This is a genomic window from Roseibium sp. SCP14, from assembly GCF_040329475.1.
Lineage (GTDB): Bacteria > Pseudomonadota > Alphaproteobacteria > Rhizobiales > Stappiaceae > Roseibium.
In genome coordinates this window covers 112,444-128,674 of the sequence record NZ_JBDZYH010000004.1, presented here as the reverse complement: position 1 = coordinate 128,674, position 16,231 = coordinate 112,444, and the positions used below count along the sequence as shown (strand labels likewise).

Genomic DNA, 16,231 nt, shown 5'->3' with positions numbered 1-16,231 from the left:
CATGCCCCTCATTCTACGCCCGGCCACAATCGAAGATGCCGCCATTCTCACCGATATTCTCCATCGCGCCAAGGCGTCCTGGGGATATCCGGACGACAAGATGGCTGAGTTTCGTGAACATTGGCGTATCTCCGAAGCAACCCTGAAATCGCTTCACATGACGGTTGCAGAGATTGACGGTGTGCCGGTCGGGTTTTCCGGCCTGACACCCGAAGGCAATGATACGCTTCTGGTCGACTTTCTGTTCGTTTCCCCGGAAGCGCAAGGACAAGGTGTTGGCGACCTGTTGCTGGTGAGGGCTGAGGATCATGCGCGCGAGAACAATCTGTCCCGCCTTTACCTGGAATCGGACGCTAACGCCGGTCCCTTTTACGAAAAACGCGGATTTCGAACATTAACGACCCGGCCGAGCGAGATGTCACCAGACAAGGAAATTCCGATGATGGAAAAGATCCTGCCGCCTTCGGTCCACAAGATCTCTTCTATTGACGTTTCGCTGTCTGACGCTCCATGGGCCTTCGAAGTTGAAAACGCGGTAGCGATTGAGAACCATTTCGAAGAAGCGAAAAAACGCATCGCACTTCTTTGGAACGGGCGCACCCTGAAGTTGACCGGTTATGCGTTCGAAAACGGCGTATTCAAAGGCACCTGCAAGGAATGCGCCTTCGCAGCTTTCCTCGCCTGGCGGGATTGGGGAGCTCCGGACAGCTCGGCCTTCAACCTGTTTGGCTCCGCAATCATCCGTTCCAATGATGGAGCACTCCTATTTGGGGTGATGTCCGAACGCACGGCAACGGCGGGTCTCATCTACCCTCCCGGCGGCAACCTGGATCCGACGGACAGAACCGAAGATGGCAAGGTAGATGTTGTCGGCGCGATCTGCCGCGAACTCGAAGAAGAAACCGGTTTGACTGCAAATGACTGTCGCCACGGGGACTTTCTGGTTGCCTTTGACGGGCCAAGAATTTCGATTTCGCAGATCTTCGACGTAAACGAGATAGCCGAAGAACTGCGCGAAAGGATCATGCAGTTTTCAATGGCCAGTGAAGAGCAGGAACTTTCCGACATTAGGGTCATTCGGTCGGTCAAAGATCTGGACGATCCGGCTATCGTTCCCTACGCCCGTGAGATCGGAAAATATCTGCTGGCGTGAATGACTTTCCCCCTTCATGACGATGACAATATTTTGTTCACTATGAAAGATCACTAACCACTGGCAGGGCTTGCCTTAAAATGCAAAAGTCCGCTCACCTCGGATATCACATCCGAATGAATCGCCAGGGAGAGAATAATATGAGCCGCCGCTACGCGATCTTGGACGTCTTCACGAATAAGTCCCTCGCCGGTAATCCACTGGCCGTGGTGCTGGACTCCGAGGGGCTGAGTGATGAGCAGATGCAGAAGATTGCAGGCGAATTCAATCTTTCAGAAACGGTGTTCGTTTTCCCTCCCGAAAATCCCGGGCAGTCAGCCAGCATGCGTATTTTCACACCGAAACTGGAACTGCCGTTTGCCGGGCATCCGACCGTGGGCACCGCCATTCTGATGGCGACGGAACGCTTTGGCGATGTTTCGGGAGAACAGGACGCAGTGGTTGTTCTCAAGCAAGAAATTGGTACCGTGCGCTGCGCCGTGATCCTGCGTGAAAACGCCGCCGCTTTTGCCGAATTTGACGTACCCAGCCTACCCAAACCTGCAGGACCGACTCACAATGTCGAGCTTATTGCCGCCGCCCTGGACCTCGAGCCATCCGATATCGGCTTTGAGAACCACGCCCCTTCCCGGTTCCAGGTAGGGCCTCCCTTCAATTTCGTGCCGGTCCGTGACCTTGATGCACTTGCCCGGGCAAAACCGGTCGCAGCCATGTGGAAGGCCGGTTTTGGCAAGGACGTGCACAACGATGCCTATGTCTATTGCCGTGAAACCCGCTCACATGACAGTGCCTTCCACGCACGTCTTTTCGCCCCTGAAATGGGCATCCCCGAAGACCCGGCGACCGGGTCGGCAGCAGCTGCATTTGCCGGTGTCGTGCATTTTTATGACGGCCTGACCGCCGGCACTCACCACATTCGTATCGAGCAGGGGTTTGAAATGGGGCGCCCTTCCCTGATTGACCTGGAAATCGACATCGAAAACGGCGGCATGCATGCAGTGAGGATCGGCGGACAGGCGACGATCGTCGCTCGAGGAGAGCTTTACGTCTGATCGACCAAAGGCGTGGACCGCCCTCAGGCGGTTTCGTCTTCCTGTTTTTCGGCGTTGCTGCCAAAAAGTGAAGGTGTGATTACGGATGCGATTACCAGCGCACCGCCGATAATCATTCCGGGCGTCAGTTCTTCACCCAGGAAGATGGCGGCGTTGATGAAAGTGAAGACCACCGACAGAACGAACAACAGTGCTGCGGTAACAGTCGAAACACCCGCCATCGCCTCGTACCAGAGGTAATAGCCGATCGCGGTCGGAAACACGGCCAGGAATACCAGCCACATCAAGTCGGCGGCCGTTGGCTCGAACGGGAACAGGAAAAAGCCGGGTGTCAGGACGACTGCACTGACCAGCAGGATCTGAAACAAGAGCTGTAGCCGTTCCATCGGATTGCTGGTGTTCTGCACCGACTGCGTACTGCCGATGATGAATATTGCCCAGGTAAAGCCCGCGACGACCATCATGATATCGCCAAACAATCCCGTCGCGCCGGGGTCGAAGTCGTGCCTGACCGTCAGGATAACGCCGGCCATCACGAGAACGGTTGCGATCACGTCTACCCGGCGCACACGTTCGATGCCGGCACTCGCCAGCATGAGCAACACGAAGAACGGCGCGGTGTTTTCAAGCACCATCCCGTTTGTCGCGCTGGTTTGTTCGAGACCGACGTGAAAGAAGATGTAATTGAAAACAAATCCAGCAATCGCCAAAAGCTTGTACTTGTCGAAACGGATCGGAAACACCGGCTGCCCCTGAGCCTTCAGGATCAGGAAAAGAATGGCACTTGCGATCCACAGCCGAAGAACGGCGATCTGCAGGCCGTGAAGATCGCTCGTCAGGAAACGGGCAATGACACTGTGCGTGCCGAACAACAGAGCGGCAAGAACCCCGAACCCGAGCGCTCGTTTTGAAGAGGTTACGTCCATTGTTGGATGCTACCGGACGAAATACGATCCGACAACGTAAACGATCAAGGGTCAGGGATTGCCACCTGTTGACCAAGGTTCAGGCACTCATACCAACGTCAAACCGCCATCGCGGAATGCCAAACGAACTCCATCGCTACCAGTCGGTCATTCCGCGTTGTCGACGGCTTCCTTTGACCGCCTGGTTTCCAAGAGGCCCGGCAGAATAACAGCCACAACAATCAAGCTTGCACCGATCAGCATGTCGCGCGTGACCTGCTCGTCCAAGGCAAAGTAAGCGACAACAAACGTGAACACGACGGACAGAACGACCAACAGCGATGCCGTGACCGTGGAGATGCCCGCCATTGCTTCATACCAAGCATAGTACCCGAAGGCCGTTGAAAAGACGCCCAGCGCCAGCAGCACGGAAATGTCCATTACATCTGCCCTGAGCGGATAAAACGCCAGAGACGGTGTCAAGACAAGCCCACATGGCAACAGTATTTTCAGCAGAACCGCCATTCGGTCCATGGTCGATCTGGTTTGTTTTACTGATGCTGTGCTGCCGATTGTAAACATGGCCCAGCTGAGACCGGCCCCCAGTTCCCACAGGTCACCAATACGGCCGGACGTGCCAAACTGAAAATCGTGCCGGACGGTAAAATACACTCCGGTCAGAGCCATGACGGTTGCCACGCCATCTGTCCATCGAACCTTTTCAAGGCGGGCCACGACCAGCAACACAAGTACAAAGAAAGGTGCGGTGTTTTCCAGAACCATTGCATTTGTTGCACTGGCCATTTCCAGACCGATATGGAACGTGATGTAATTCAGCGTGAAGCCGGCAACGGCGAGATACTGATATCGGCCATAGGGAAAGAAGCTGAACTTGTGACCCGCCAGTTTCAACAGGCAATAGATGACACCGCATGCGATCCAAAGCCGAAACACTGCGATCTGCAGACCATGCATGTCTACTGTCAGATACCTCACGAAGACGGCATTCAATCCCATCAGAAATGCGGCGATAAAGCCGAAGCAAAGAGAAATGACATAAAGACGCCTCATGACAGAAGCCAGCCTAGCGGCTAGCCCTGTCATCGGCAATCATGACCTGAGCGAAGCCGGGCCATGCCGCGGGTGATCGTTTGATCTCGCCGTGAAGTACACCGGCAGCCAATTGCCTATTCGGCGGCGTCAGCAGGTGCCTGCGGCGCGGTCTTTGCCCAGGCGGGTAGACCTTCGAGCCTGTGCAGCCAAGTCTGCACGTTGGGAAATTCCGGCAGCGGCACCTGGGACTGAGGGTGAAGCGCCAGGGCGGAATGACTGCCGACGGCAAAGTCGGCAACCGTCACGTCGTTACCGAGAACATAGTCCCTGCCGTTCAGATGGTCATCCAATACGGCGGCGAAACGACGGAAATTCTGCTGACCCGTCTCGATCTTCTCGGCATCTGGAGCCCCCATGCCGAATGCCGGTTTCGCCACGGTCTCCCAAACGATGTCTCCAAGAGCCCGGTTGAAGTGCTGGACTTCCCATGATTGCCATCGCAGGACTTCGATCCGGTCCCGCTTGCCGGAAGGACAAAAGGTCTCCGCACCCTGACGATCGCTCAGATAGATCATGATCGGGTTGGCTTCCCACAAACGGAAATCGCCATCGACAAGTACGGGAACCTTCACGTTCGGGTTGATCGCCCGGAATGCATCGGTCTGGTGTTCCCCGGTCATGATGTTGAATTTCCGAATGTCGGTCTCCCCTTCCAGTCCAAGGTGATGAATGACGGCAAGAACCCGGCGGCTGTTTGGGGACAAGTCGGTTACATAAAGTTCCATCACTACTTCTCCTGTTGTCAGCGCGCGCCCGGACAGTCCGAGTGCGGTCAATGTCGAGGTCTGCCTCTTTGGAGACTCTTTACTCAACCATTTAGTTGACTATAATGAAACAATATGATAGTCAACCAAAAGGTTCACTTTATGAATGTGCAGCAAATGCCACAACTCGATGCCACATTTTCCGCTCTGAGCGACGGCACGCGCCGGGCCATCGTCTCCCGGCTCGCAGATGGTGAAACCACCCTTTCGGACCTTGCCGCACCTTTCAACATGTCGTTGACGGCAGTTTCCAAGCATTTGCGCGTGCTTTCCGATGCCGGACTTGTTGACATCGAGAAGCGCGGACGCACGCGACACTGCCGTTTGCGAGGCGCCCCGATCAAGGAGGCTGTCGACTGGCTCAGCAAGTACGAAACTTTCTGGATCGACAGGTTCGACGCCCTTGCCCGCCATTTAGCAAAGGATGATTCAGAAAAATGACTGCACAGCAACCCGTCAGGGAATTTCTGAAGTCCGGCCCCGGCCAGGAGCCGGTTATTGTTGAAGGCCTCTTCAGGGCTGAAGCCGCACGCGTTTTCAAGGCGTTCACCGATGCTGAGGAAGTCAGTTGCTGGTTTATTCCCAAAGCGGGAGGCCTCGTTTCCGTAAACATCGATCTGAAGGTCGGTGGCAGGTGGTGCTTTGTCATTGAAAAGACGCAGGAAAAACAAATCCATTTTGAAGGCGAGTACCTGGTGATCGACGCCCCGAACCGACTCGAGTTCAGTTGGCGCCACGTGCAGGAATTTGCCGATGGGACGCGCGAAGCCACCGACTCTTCAAAGGTTGCCGTCACTTTCACACAAATGGGCAAGGCGACGGAAGTGAAGCTTCGCCATGAAGCCATCAAGACCGAGGATGCGCGCCGGGGTGTCGGAGGTGGATGGGACGGCTGCTTTGGCCGGCTTGCAGCCTTCGTCACGGACTAATTCCAACTCGACAGGAGGAAGACCATGTCATCTCCAAAATTCGTCAGCCACGAAGAATGGCTCGACGCCCGCAAGGCACTGCTCGCGCGTGAAAAGGCCTTCACAAAGGAACGGGACGAGCTGTCTGCCGCCCGGCGCGAACTGCCGATGGTGCTGGTTGAAAAGGACTATGTCTTTGACACGGAGAACGGCAGGAAATCCCTTTCCGAGCTTTTCGGTCCTCATCCGCAACTGGTTGTCTATCACTTCATGTTCGGAGAGACCTGGGAAGAAGGGTGCCCGAGCTGTTCTTTCTGGGCGGACAATTACGAGCGACTTGATGCCCATCTGGCTGCACGCGACACTGCGCTCCTGGCAATCTCCAACGCACCGCTCGAAAAGCTGCTGGCCTACAGAAAGCGCCTGGGCTGGACCTTCAACTGGGTGTCCACCAACGGCAACGGCTTCAACGTCGACTATGGCGTTACGTTTCCCGGCAAGGAAGATCCGACAGGCCAAGGTTACAACTACTCCGGAAAAGTGTTCAGTGAAGAACTTCCCGGTGTCAGCACATTCCTGAAGCTTGATGACGGTCGCATCGGACACAGCTACTCCACTTACGGGCGGGGTCTCGACATCCTCAACATGGCCTATAACCTGCTCGACCTCACCCCGATGGGCCGGCACGAAGAGGGCCTTTCCTACCCGATGGCCTGGGTCCGCCGGAGGGACATGTACGGCGTGGAGGAGTGATCCGGCACTTTCCCGGGCCCTCCCAAAGTCTGTCTCTGGAAATGATCGGTCCGCAGATCAGGTTCCTGCAGTGCGACATGTTCCAGAGACCAGACACCAATCCGCAATTAGTCCGCTTCGTTGGCAAACGCCTCATACTTTCACAGGAACCCAATCGTCATACTGGTCTCGGGCTTCAATTCAGCCTCCCTCATCAACGCTGAGGCAATCTCTTGCACCGACGGGGTCTCCTTGAACCGCATTTGCTTTTTGACAACGGAAAAATCCCCAGGTGTTATGTTGCACAGCTGAGTGATCTCTGCGGGAGCGTCAGTCCCGAAGTACTTACGAAACGCGTAGCACAAGCCAGCCCGGTCAAGCGGTTTTAGTTCAAGCTTGAAGTCGAAACGGCGAAGAGTGGCCGAATCGAGTTTTGACGCAAAATTGGTTGCAGCCAGGACAGGCTGGTCGTGACGATCAAGCCACGACAACAGCTCGTTGACTTGGCCCGCCTCCCAGCTCGCACTCGCGGTCGCTCGGTCGTACATCAGGCTGTCGGCCTCATCGAAAAACAAGACACCTTGTTCCTTCCGCGCATCTGCGAAAGCTTCTGCAATATTGCGCTCGGTTCCGCCAACCCACTTGGAGAGAAGGTCGGACGCTCGTTTGGTCAGCAGGGGTTTGTCGAGACGCGTGGCAAAGTGGTGGGCAAATGCTGTCTTGCCAGTACCGGGAGGTCCACTAAGCAACAGAGAAACATCGCTGTAACCGCACTCCGCAATGCTTTCCAACACCGCACCCAAGGGAGGCTCGGTGTTATAGAGACCCAAATCAATCTCTTGCGATGCCCGGCTCGGCAGTTCTCCGCCGCGAAGCGTTTTGACAAGCGCCGCGCTTACTTGCTCGACCTCTCCTGCGTAGCCAGCCAACCTTGAGGCCCTGGCCGCGTTGCGCAAGATCGTCGTTGTTTCTTCAGCGGTCTCGACAAGCTTCGCGACCTCTTCCGAAAAGACGACATTTTCATCTTTGCAGATCGTTTGCGCAATGCGCTGCCTTGCCTTGCGTGAGGGGTAGTCCAGTTCAAGCACGTAGCTCATCCGGCGGAGGATCGCGTCATCGATATTGCCAACGGCATTGGTTGTCCAAATGACAGGAACCGGGTTGCTTTCGAGCATTCGGTTGACAAAAACCTTGCTCCCGTCACGGCGCATCATCCAGTCGCCTGCGCTACGTTGGGCGTCACCGATGAAGTCTTCCATTTCATCAAACAGAATGACGGCTTCTTTCCTGTCCTCCAAAACGCGCTGCGCAAGCATAAGCGCGCTGACGCGGTCGTAACGCGTCGGCTCTTCTCCATCATCATCGACTTCGCCCACGGCATGAAGACGCAAGTCTGCTTCGCGGCAGAGCACGCGCGCCAATTCCGTTTTGCCGGTGCCGGGCGGTCCGTAAACAAGCACATTGATCCCCCTCGCCCGTTCCTTGACTGCGCCGGCAAGCAGGTTTGCGATGAACGGCGCGTCTTTGACTTCAGCGAAGTCCATCATGGACAAGCTGGTCTCGTGACGCGGGCCGATCAGGGCATCAACAAACTCCTCGCCCTGGCTCGGAGCACGATCAAGCAGTTTTTCAAGGGCCCATTTGATCTCAACTGAAACAGATCCCGAGCGAGACACTTCAAATCCGATCAACCCCAGACGAAACACCGGACTGCGCCTGACAAAACGCAATGCTTCATGTGTTGAAACGCCACAAAGTTCGGCAAGCATTACCGGCAGATCGACTCCCTTGCCGGTTACAACTTCCGAAAGGCATTGCAACTTTGGCAAGCGATCACAGCCGATGAGCAACGCCAGCAAGGTGCTGTTTTCATGATCCAGTCCGAGGAGTTCGGCCAGCGTATCGGAAATTTCCATGACATAAGGCACGGGCGTTTCAGGCAGCCGCCATCGCTGGAGCGCTTGCTGCAAGCTATCCCAGTTCTTCGCGTCACGTTTACGGATGCCCAGACCGAGCCAGGCCAGATTGTCGAGTGCCCAGTCTTTTAGCGCTTTCGCCAAAGGGGCATCTTCGGAAAGCCCGCGGCTCACATGGAGCAGCATGGCTTTCACCAACTGATATTCGTTCATGATTGTCCCATGACCCAAATCGGGTTTGCACAGAGCGCTTTTGCTCAATGTGATTTCCCGACTAGTTTTTCAATTGTTTGGGGGTTGCGCGGCCGACTCTGCTTTCGCCTCGACCGCAGCACATGGGATGTGCTTACGGCAGAGACTGGAAAGCGACGAAGCGCAGACCCGGTAGGGTGTCTCTCACCTGCAATGCATTTCTCCTCATTGCGCCAATTCCACGGCGCGTGATGACAAGCACTTACCGAGCGGCACTTTCAATTTCAACCGGTAATTTCAAGATTGATGCGAAACACAAACTTGGTTGCGAAAATATCACAAGCGGTTGCTCATTTGACAGGTCAGTGAAGAGCTTCCCAGCGTCGGCACGCAGAATGTCTACCCTATTCGATGGCCTGGGTCAGGCGGCAGGACATGTTTGGGAAAACGACTAACAGCACCCGGAAGGCAAACTCTCGGAGAAGGTGGCCGTCCATCTCGCGAGGCCGGGTAGATAACGTGGATAACACGGCTACGATTTCGAAGCCGCTTGAAGTTCCGGCCACACAACTCACGTCGCCGTCTGGTTTTCTTCAGATAGACCCAACGGCAAAATCCGGCTTCGTGTCAGCCGTTGGGAAATATTCTGAAAATCTCAAAAGTTGTATCTCAGACCGATCATGATTTCGTGGGAGGTCAGGTCTCCTTTGATCGGATCGTTGAGTTTCACAGAAGGCACTGAAGGGAGGTTTTTGCCCGATTGGAATTCACCAAGATCCACATAGCGATACCCGAGATCCAGAGTAAGGTGCTCAGACATCTCGATCCCCGCCCCTGCTCCTACCTGAAATGCAAAGTTGGTTTTCGTTCCACCGCTGATCTCGGCAGCGTTAGTCCCACCTGCGATCAGAAGCATATCATCGGTCTGATTTATTGCGACACCGGCACCTCCTGAAAGATAAGGTGTAATCGCCAATTGTCCGGCATCGAACCTGTAAATATCCCAATAGAGGTTGGCCATAAGGCTGTAGCTTTTGATGTCGGCGTCAAGTGGCGAGGCCGGCAACGAGTCTGTAGATTCCGTATCGAGTTCAAATCCGCCTCGATAATTGAACGTTACATCGCCACGAAAATTCTTGTAAATTTGCCGACCGATGCCGATGCCGAAAACGGGACTAACCCCCAGATCACTGTCATTTACCGTAACTTGCGGACCGTGGGTGAACGACATGTCTGTTGTTCCCGCATCATTGCTGAATGCGGCACCGGCTTCGCTCTTTATGTACCAGTTGGAAGAGCTACCATCTTCTGCGATGGCAATTGTCGATAACAATGATGTCCCGAGAAGCAAGACCGAACTCAGGCTTCGTCTACAATAACACAGCATCTACATCCCCTTAGACCGCAGCAATCCATTTCCTCAACAAACTTAAGGAAAGCTAAGTACCTACAGACAAAGAGACGATCAATTTGTACATTGTATCAACAATTTCTCTATTGTAACTTTTGTATCAATTTAGAAATTTGATGAACTACTTACAAAACCACCGAAGAAATGAAACTACGCTATAAATTACTTACGAGATAACTAAAATCTACATACACATGTAAAATCACAACACAGGCATTTGGAACCTGACACTCTTTACCGGCAAATATCTCTCAAACGCCCTGCTAGTTCTGTGCCGAGATCGGCTCAGTTACTTACTGAGCACCATCATCTCCGCACCATCGGGGCAAGGCGCCCTGAATCTGTTTAGGAGCAAAGCCGACTAACCCGAAGCACTTAAACGTGTATTTCTCCGCAGATGAGTTCCGTTGCATTCCTGTAAATTCCATCCCCAGCTCAAATGCCTATTGCATCAAACGGATTCCTGCCGTAAGAACAGCAACCGTTAACCCTCGGGTCATGCATTAGCGTCACCTTGGAAGGGTATCAGGATACGACGACCAAAGGCCAAAGACAGACCCATGATCGCGGCACGCGGCATAACTGGTTCTTCTCTCGACGCGCAGGCGAAGCGCGGCGGCCTTATCCTACTTGGCGATCTCCTCCTTCTTAGATGCCCCTGAGCGTCGGCTGATCCGCGTTGTGACTGGCGGAACGGGCACTTAGGGGAGATACTTCAAAAAACGCATCACGAAAATCGGATCGCGCGTCGCCTCCATTGCATTTCCATCAGGCCGTCGATCCAAGTCAGGGACGAAACAAAATGACTGCCACCTCCGAGAAGGACCAGATCCGCATCTTCGACACCACCTTGCGCGACGGCGAACAATCGCCTGGCGCGTCCATGACTCTGGAAGAGAAGTTGCAGATTGCCGAAATCCTGGACGACATGGGCGTCGACATCATCGAAGCCGGTTTTCCGATCGCCTCCAACGGCGACTTTGAGGCGGTCAGTGAAATCGCCAAACGCTCGCGAAACTCCGTAATCGCAGGTTTGGCCCGCGCCATCCATGCCGATATCGACCGCTGCGGCGAAGCGGTGAAACACGCCGAAAAAGGCCGCATCCATACTTTCGTTTCCACCTCTCCCATCCACCTGAAATTCCAGATGAACAAGACGGAAGAACAGGTTCTGGATATCATTACCGATACCGTGACGCGTTCGCGCAATCTGATCGATGACGTCGAATGGTCTGCGATGGACGCCACCCGCACACCGATCGAATATCTGTGCCGCTGCGTGGAAGCCGCCATCAAATGCGGGGCAACAACCATCAACCTGCCGGACACTGTCGGCTATGCGACACCGGACGAGTACAAGTCCATGTTCGAGCAGATCCGCGAGCGGGTGCCGAACAGCGATCAGGCGATCTTCTCCGTTCACTGTCACGACGATCTGGGCCTGGCGGTTGCCAATTCGCTGGCCGGTGTCGACGGCGGCGCCCGTCAGATCGAATGCACGATCAACGGCCTCGGAGAGCGCGCAGGCAACGCGTCGCTGGAAGAGATCGTCATGGCAATCCGTACGCGCGGCGACGTCCTGCCCTACGAAACCCAGATCGACCCGAAATACCTGGTACGCGCCTCCAAGATGGTCGCTGGAGCGTCCGGTTTCGCGGTTCAGTTCAACAAGGCCATTGTCGGCAAGAACGCCTTTGCCCATGAGAGCGGCATTCACCAGGATGGCATGCTGAAGAATGCCGAAACCTACGAGATCATGCGTCCGGAAGATGTCGGCGTGAAAGCCACTTCGCTGGTGATGGGCAAACACTCAGGCCGCCATGCCTTTCGCGACAAGCTGCGCGAATTGGGCTTCGAGCTGGGCGACAATGCCCTGCAGGATGCATTCCGCCGTTTCAAGGACCTGGCCGACCGCAAGAAGCACGTCTATGACGAAGACATCGAAGCGCTGGTTGAGGACGAAATCAACATCCTGGGCGAAAGCACCAAGGTTATCGCCCTGACCGTCATCGCCGGAACGGGCGGGCCGCAGAAGGCAATCCTGACGATGGATGTAAACGGTCAACACATCACCAAGGAAGCAACCGGCGACGGCCCTGTGGATGCGACTTTCAACGCAATCAAGTCCATCGTGCCACATGAAGCGACCCTGTCGCTGTATCAGGTTCACGCTGTGACCGAAGGCACAGACGCACAGGCGGAAGTGTCTGTTCGCCTGGAAGCAGAAGGCCGCATCGCGACCGGCAAGGGTGCCGATACCGATACTCTGGTCGCATCGGCACGGGCTTATGTCTCGGCCATGAACAAGCTGGCCCTGCGCCAGCAGACCAGCAACCCGGGTGCGCTACAGGCTGTTTAAGCCAACCCCGCACTTCCCGGCATAGTAAAAATGAAGGGCCGCATCTTGCGGCCCTTTTCTGTGATCCCGTCTACTTGCACAGTTCCCCGGAATAGCGGACAAGACCCTGAAGGTCCTCCGGATCTCGCAGGTCCACCAAGCCATAACTGCTGAAGGTTCCGCTGAAATCCTCAAGGGTTCTCCTGCCCCGACTTTCCTGAGCATCCTGATCGGCGCCCTGACAACAGCGCGCGCCATGGCAAGCGAAAGACAGGCAGAGGAGGCCGCCAAAGCAGCGTCTGCCGCCGCCCTGTATGTCGTTTCACAAGACTGACGGAAGCGCCGGCTGCGTAACAAAACGACGGTTGGGCTTAGCGGTAAGCACACGATCATACCTCAAATAGCTCACCGCCGGAACTCGGTCCGTATTGCCGACATCATCGCCTCGACGCTCTCAGACCGGGCCTTGTCAGAAACTCCGAGAACAAGTTTTGAAACCGGTGCTGCGCCAAACCCATCCGCCTCTCCCAAAACCCTCATTCTGTCATTCAGGGAAGAGCGTCCGAGCAATCCGACTCCAACGCCTGCTTCAACCGCTGCAATGACACCGGCAACGCTCTGGCTGGAATAGACCACGCGGTAGGGCCGGTCCATTTGCTCCAGCGAGTGAAGTGCCGCGTCCCGCCACCAGCAGGCATGGTCAAAGAGAGCAACCGGTAGTGGTTCCACCGAACTGAAATCGCGAACCGCGGAGGCTGCCCAGCAAGTCGGATCTTCGAAAAGAAGTTCCTCGATCGCAGATGGGATCTCGACCTCATAAACGGCCAGGTCAAGCTGTCCCCTTGCCAATGCTTCGGGAAAGCCCGCACTCAGCGAGCAGGTCACTTCAAGTTCGACCAACGGGTGGGACTGTGTGAAGGCTCCGACAATCCGTGCAAGCTTGTCGCGGCCATGATCGTCGGGCAGGCCCAGCCGCAGCTTTCCACTCAGTCCGTCCGATGCAATCTCGCGCAAGGCGCTATCCAGCCGTTCCGTGACAGTGCGGGCAACCGGTAACAGGCGCTGGCCGGTCTCGGTCAGCACGACACCACGGCCGTGCCGCTCGAATACCTTGCGGCCCAGCACCTCTTCCAGGCGCTTGATCTGAATGCTGGCTGCCGACTGTGATCGGAAAATCCGTTCCGCGCCATCTGTAACACTGCCGGCTTCAGCCACCGCAATGAAAGTTCTCAGAAGATCACTGTCGAGGTTTTCCATTCGATTTTCAAATTTCTGTTATTCAAACTATTTGTTTCATTAATACCACTGTAGCTCCTACCCTTCAATCAAGGACAGGAGACCAGAATGGCCGATCACTCCGGCGCAGAAACCGCAAAATCAAGATATCCGTTCATTGCCGTCCTGGCAGGCCTCACAGTGCTGGCTCTCGTGTGGACCTGGCCGGTGCATTCATTCCAGGCAATCTCTTTTGCCATTTGGGGCCTGGTGGAGGTCTCGCCTCTCGTAATCCCCGGCATCTTTCTCGCGGCCTGGATCGTTGCCAGTGGAGCGGATTCCCGCATTGCCGGTGCATTCAGACGGAGGACGTTTCACGCAGTCCTGGCTGCTTCGGCCATCGGCGCAATTACACCGGTTTGCGGTGTAACGGTTTTGCCGCTGATGGCTGGCCTTCTGGCGGCCGGAGTCCCCCTGGCTCCCATCATGGCGTTCTGGCTGTCTTCCCCTGTCACGGATCCGGCGATGCTCGCAACGACAGCTGCAACCCTTGGAACCTCGTTTGCACTCGGCAAGACATTGGCCGCATTCGCATTGGGATTGTTGGGAGGACTGACGACGGCAGCTTTTTCCAGTCGCGACTGGTCCTTGAATGCACTTCGGGACAATCGACTGGCCGCGCAGTCGAGCAAGGCCCAGTGCGGGTGTTCAGCGACCTTCAATGGACGTATCTGGCAAGATCAGGAACGGCTAGATCGGTTTCGCAAGCAGTTGATGGCAACAACCCGGCTCATTGTGATTTGCCTGCTTCCGGCATTCACAATGGAATACGTCCTGAATGCAGCCCTGACCCCGGGATCCCTTACCGGTTTCATGGGGGAAGACAATTGGTGGTCGATTCCTGCAGCCGTCCTGGTTGGCGCACCGGCCTATATCGACGGCTACGCCGCTTTGCCTCTTGCACGCGGATTGCTCGATCAGGGCATGTCCCAAGGAGCTGCCTTGGCCTTTCTCGTCTCCGGCGGTGTTGTCAGCATCTGGGGTGCGCTTGCGATTTTTCCGGTCCTGAAGCTAAAGCCGTTTTTGCTTTTTCTTTCGCTGGCGCTCGCAGGATCTCTTCTGGCCGGCTACATCTTCGAATGGGTGATGTGACCGCCGGAACCCGGAACCTCGGGTGCAGGCCTATGAGAGCCTCATTCGTCCTTCCGAGCGTCAAACCTGGCTCTGATCGCAGAGTTGTTCAAACTCGCTACGGTCGACGCGGTAAAACCTGCAAGGACAATCATGTTTGTCCATATCCATCCAATAGCGCAGGCCAGCCTTCTCCATCACGCGCAAGGAAGCGCTGTTTTCTGAAACTGCATATGCCAGAAGATGGTCCTGATCGGTTTCTTCAAAGAACCACTGGACAAGCTCTATGGCAATTTCAGTGGCATAGCCCCTGCCCCACGCCGAGCGCTTCAAACAGTAACCGAGCTCATATCCAGCCGGATCCTGTTGCCAGGAAAAACCAGCGCGCCCGACAAATTCCCCATCGAGCGTTTCCAGCTTCCATTTGCTGATCCCTGATTGCCGATGCATCTGCACATAGTTGTTCAACCGCTCCCGGACTTCTCGCCGCGCCATGGGCACGGGCCCGGGTGAATGGTAGCGGTTAACCTCAGGATCGGAGTGGAGATCGAGAAGCAATGGAAAGTCAACTTCTTCAAATGGCAGGATCTGCAACCGGGCTGTCTTCAGAAGGATTTCGGGCAATTCGGTTTCATCCAAAAAAAGCGGGCCGTGCGATCACACGGCCCATGGAAAGGTCTCTGGTATGCTGTCACTCCAGAGGATTTGTCTAAGCACTCATCAGGTAGGACTGCATCGAGGGACTGAGCAGCTGGAATACATCAGCCTGCATGCCCTCAATCACCTTGCTCTCCCGATGATAGAAGCCCGTTTCCTGCACAACGTCACGCATATCCCGGTTATCGGTGCGCACAACGGCAACAAGATGGGAAAAATAAGTGTTCTTGAAGAACCACTTCGCCAAAGCCGAGCACAGGTTCTTTGCAAGGTTCCGGTCCTGCTCCAAAACCTCCTTCAAGAGACAATAACTCAGACTGATTTCAGAGGTTTCGCTTACTGGTGCAAATCCGGCCCAGCCGAGAAACCGGCCATCTTCGGCCACGGCCTTCCACTTGCCGAATCCAAGGTCTGCCTGGTTCTGCAATGCGGACCTGACCAGCTCGCTCGCGTCGGCGACGGTGCAGTTGGTCGAGTATTCAGTGCATTGGTTTCCGTAGGGATCTGCGTGAAGGTCTTTAACGAGATTAATATCGGTTGGAGAAAAGGGAACAAGCTGAACTGAGTCGCATTCGAGAAATATCGTCTGCACCGTGATCCTCCCATGCAATTGGATTTGGTCCGGCTGCGGAAAGAAGCTTTCAGCTTCCTTCTTTTCACGCGCCAGACTTGAAACCCAGAATTGTGCCAACCCGAAGGCAGGCGTGAGTATAAGAATAAAAGTGGCGAAAATATATTCGTATT

General features: G+C 55.3%; 15 protein-coding genes. 7 read left to right on the top strand and 8 right to left on the bottom strand.

Annotation, left to right across the window (positions count from 1 at the left end; all coding sequences use genetic code 11):
• The first annotated feature begins 1 nt into the window (after position 1).
• Positions 2-1,153: a GNAT family N-acetyltransferase gene (locus ABLQ08_RS17565; RefSeq protein ID WP_352944642.1), complete on the top strand. Its 1,152-nt coding sequence runs from the start codon at positions 2-4 to the stop codon at positions 1,151-1,153.
• A gap of 140 nt (positions 1,154-1,293) precedes the next feature.
• Positions 1,294-2,205, top strand: coding sequence for a PhzF family phenazine biosynthesis protein (locus ABLQ08_RS17560; protein WP_352944640.1), 912 nt, complete (start codon positions 1,294-1,296; stop codon positions 2,203-2,205).
• A gap of 23 nt (positions 2,206-2,228) precedes the next feature.
• Here ABLQ08_RS17560 and ABLQ08_RS17555 read toward each other — a convergent pair whose 3' ends face one another.
• The 3 genes from ABLQ08_RS17555 to ABLQ08_RS17545 form a co-directional block, all read right to left on the bottom strand.
• Positions 2,229-3,131 carry a DMT family transporter gene (locus ABLQ08_RS17555; RefSeq protein ID WP_352944638.1) on the bottom strand — a complete coding sequence of 301 codons (903 nt, stop codon included), beginning with the start codon at positions 3,129-3,131 and terminating at the stop codon, positions 2,229-2,231.
• A gap of 147 nt (positions 3,132-3,278) precedes the next feature.
• Positions 3,279-4,181 carry a DMT family transporter gene (locus ABLQ08_RS17550; protein WP_352944636.1) on the bottom strand — a complete coding sequence of 301 codons (903 nt, stop codon included), beginning with the start codon at positions 4,179-4,181 and terminating at the stop codon, positions 3,279-3,281.
• A gap of 116 nt (positions 4,182-4,297) precedes the next feature.
• Positions 4,298-4,948 carry a glutathione S-transferase family protein gene (locus ABLQ08_RS17545; RefSeq protein WP_352944635.1) on the bottom strand — a complete coding sequence of 217 codons (651 nt, stop codon included), beginning with the start codon at positions 4,946-4,948 and terminating at the stop codon, positions 4,298-4,300.
• 156 nt (positions 4,949-5,104) lie between these two features.
• Here ABLQ08_RS17545 and ABLQ08_RS17540 point away from each other — a divergent pair, with 156 nt between their 5' ends.
• The 3 genes from ABLQ08_RS17540 to ABLQ08_RS17530 are packed head-to-tail and all read left to right on the top strand — an operon-like array spanning position 5,105 to position 6,648.
• Positions 5,105-5,428, top strand: a complete 324-nt coding sequence (locus ABLQ08_RS17540) for an ArsR/SmtB family transcription factor (RefSeq protein WP_352944633.1) — start codon at positions 5,105-5,107, stop codon at positions 5,426-5,428.
• Complete coding sequence (locus tag ABLQ08_RS17535) at positions 5,425-5,916, top strand: SRPBCC family protein (RefSeq protein WP_352944631.1); 492 nt, start codon at positions 5,425-5,427, stop codon at positions 5,914-5,916. Before ABLQ08_RS17540 ends, ABLQ08_RS17535 begins: the two co-directional genes overlap by 4 nt.
• A 24-nt stretch (positions 5,917-5,940) precedes the next feature.
• Entirely contained in the window at positions 5,941-6,648 is a 708-nt protein-coding gene (locus ABLQ08_RS17530) for a DUF899 domain-containing protein (protein ID WP_352944630.1), read from the top strand.
• A gap of 140 nt (positions 6,649-6,788) precedes the next feature.
• Here ABLQ08_RS17530 and ABLQ08_RS17525 read toward each other — a convergent pair whose 3' ends face one another.
• Positions 6,789-8,756, bottom strand: a complete 1,968-nt coding sequence (locus ABLQ08_RS17525) for an AAA family ATPase (RefSeq protein WP_352944628.1) — start codon at positions 8,754-8,756, stop codon at positions 6,789-6,791.
• A gap of 634 nt (positions 8,757-9,390) precedes the next feature.
• The gene (locus ABLQ08_RS17520) at positions 9,391-10,086 is read right to left on the bottom strand and encodes an outer membrane protein (RefSeq protein WP_352944626.1); all 696 of its coding nucleotides are present in this window, start codon (positions 10,084-10,086) and stop codon (positions 9,391-9,393) included.
• An 862-nt stretch (positions 10,087-10,948) separates the two neighbouring features.
• On the opposite strand from ABLQ08_RS17520, the gene ABLQ08_RS17515 reads away from it, so the two are divergent.
• On the top strand, positions 10,949-12,505 hold the full coding sequence (locus tag ABLQ08_RS17515; RefSeq protein ID WP_352944624.1) for a 2-isopropylmalate synthase: 1,557 nt from the start codon (positions 10,949-10,951) through the stop codon (positions 12,503-12,505).
• Between the two features lie 384 nt (positions 12,506-12,889).
• Here the strand turns inward: ABLQ08_RS17515 and ABLQ08_RS17510 are convergent, their stop codons facing one another.
• Positions 12,890-13,741, bottom strand: coding sequence for a LysR substrate-binding domain-containing protein (locus tag ABLQ08_RS17510; RefSeq protein WP_352944622.1), 852 nt, complete (start codon positions 13,739-13,741; stop codon positions 12,890-12,892).
• An 87-nt stretch (positions 13,742-13,828) separates the two neighbouring features.
• Here ABLQ08_RS17510 and ABLQ08_RS17505 point away from each other — a divergent pair, with 87 nt between their 5' ends.
• Positions 13,829-14,851, top strand: a complete 1,023-nt coding sequence (locus tag ABLQ08_RS17505) for a permease (RefSeq protein ID WP_352944621.1) — start codon at positions 13,829-13,831, stop codon at positions 14,849-14,851.
• Between the two features lie 60 nt (positions 14,852-14,911).
• Here the strand turns inward: ABLQ08_RS17505 and ABLQ08_RS17500 are convergent, their stop codons facing one another.
• Both ABLQ08_RS17500 and ABLQ08_RS17495 read right to left on the bottom strand, forming a co-directional pair.
• Positions 14,912-15,454: a GNAT family N-acetyltransferase gene (locus tag ABLQ08_RS17500; RefSeq protein ID WP_352944619.1), complete on the bottom strand. Its 543-nt coding sequence runs from the start codon at positions 15,452-15,454 to the stop codon at positions 14,912-14,914.
• Positions 15,455-15,539: 85 nt separating this feature from the next.
• On the bottom strand, positions 15,540-16,079 hold the full coding sequence (locus ABLQ08_RS17495) for a GNAT family N-acetyltransferase (RefSeq protein WP_352944617.1): 540 nt from the start codon (positions 16,077-16,079) through the stop codon (positions 15,540-15,542).
• Between the last annotated feature and the right edge of the window lie 152 nt (positions 16,080-16,231).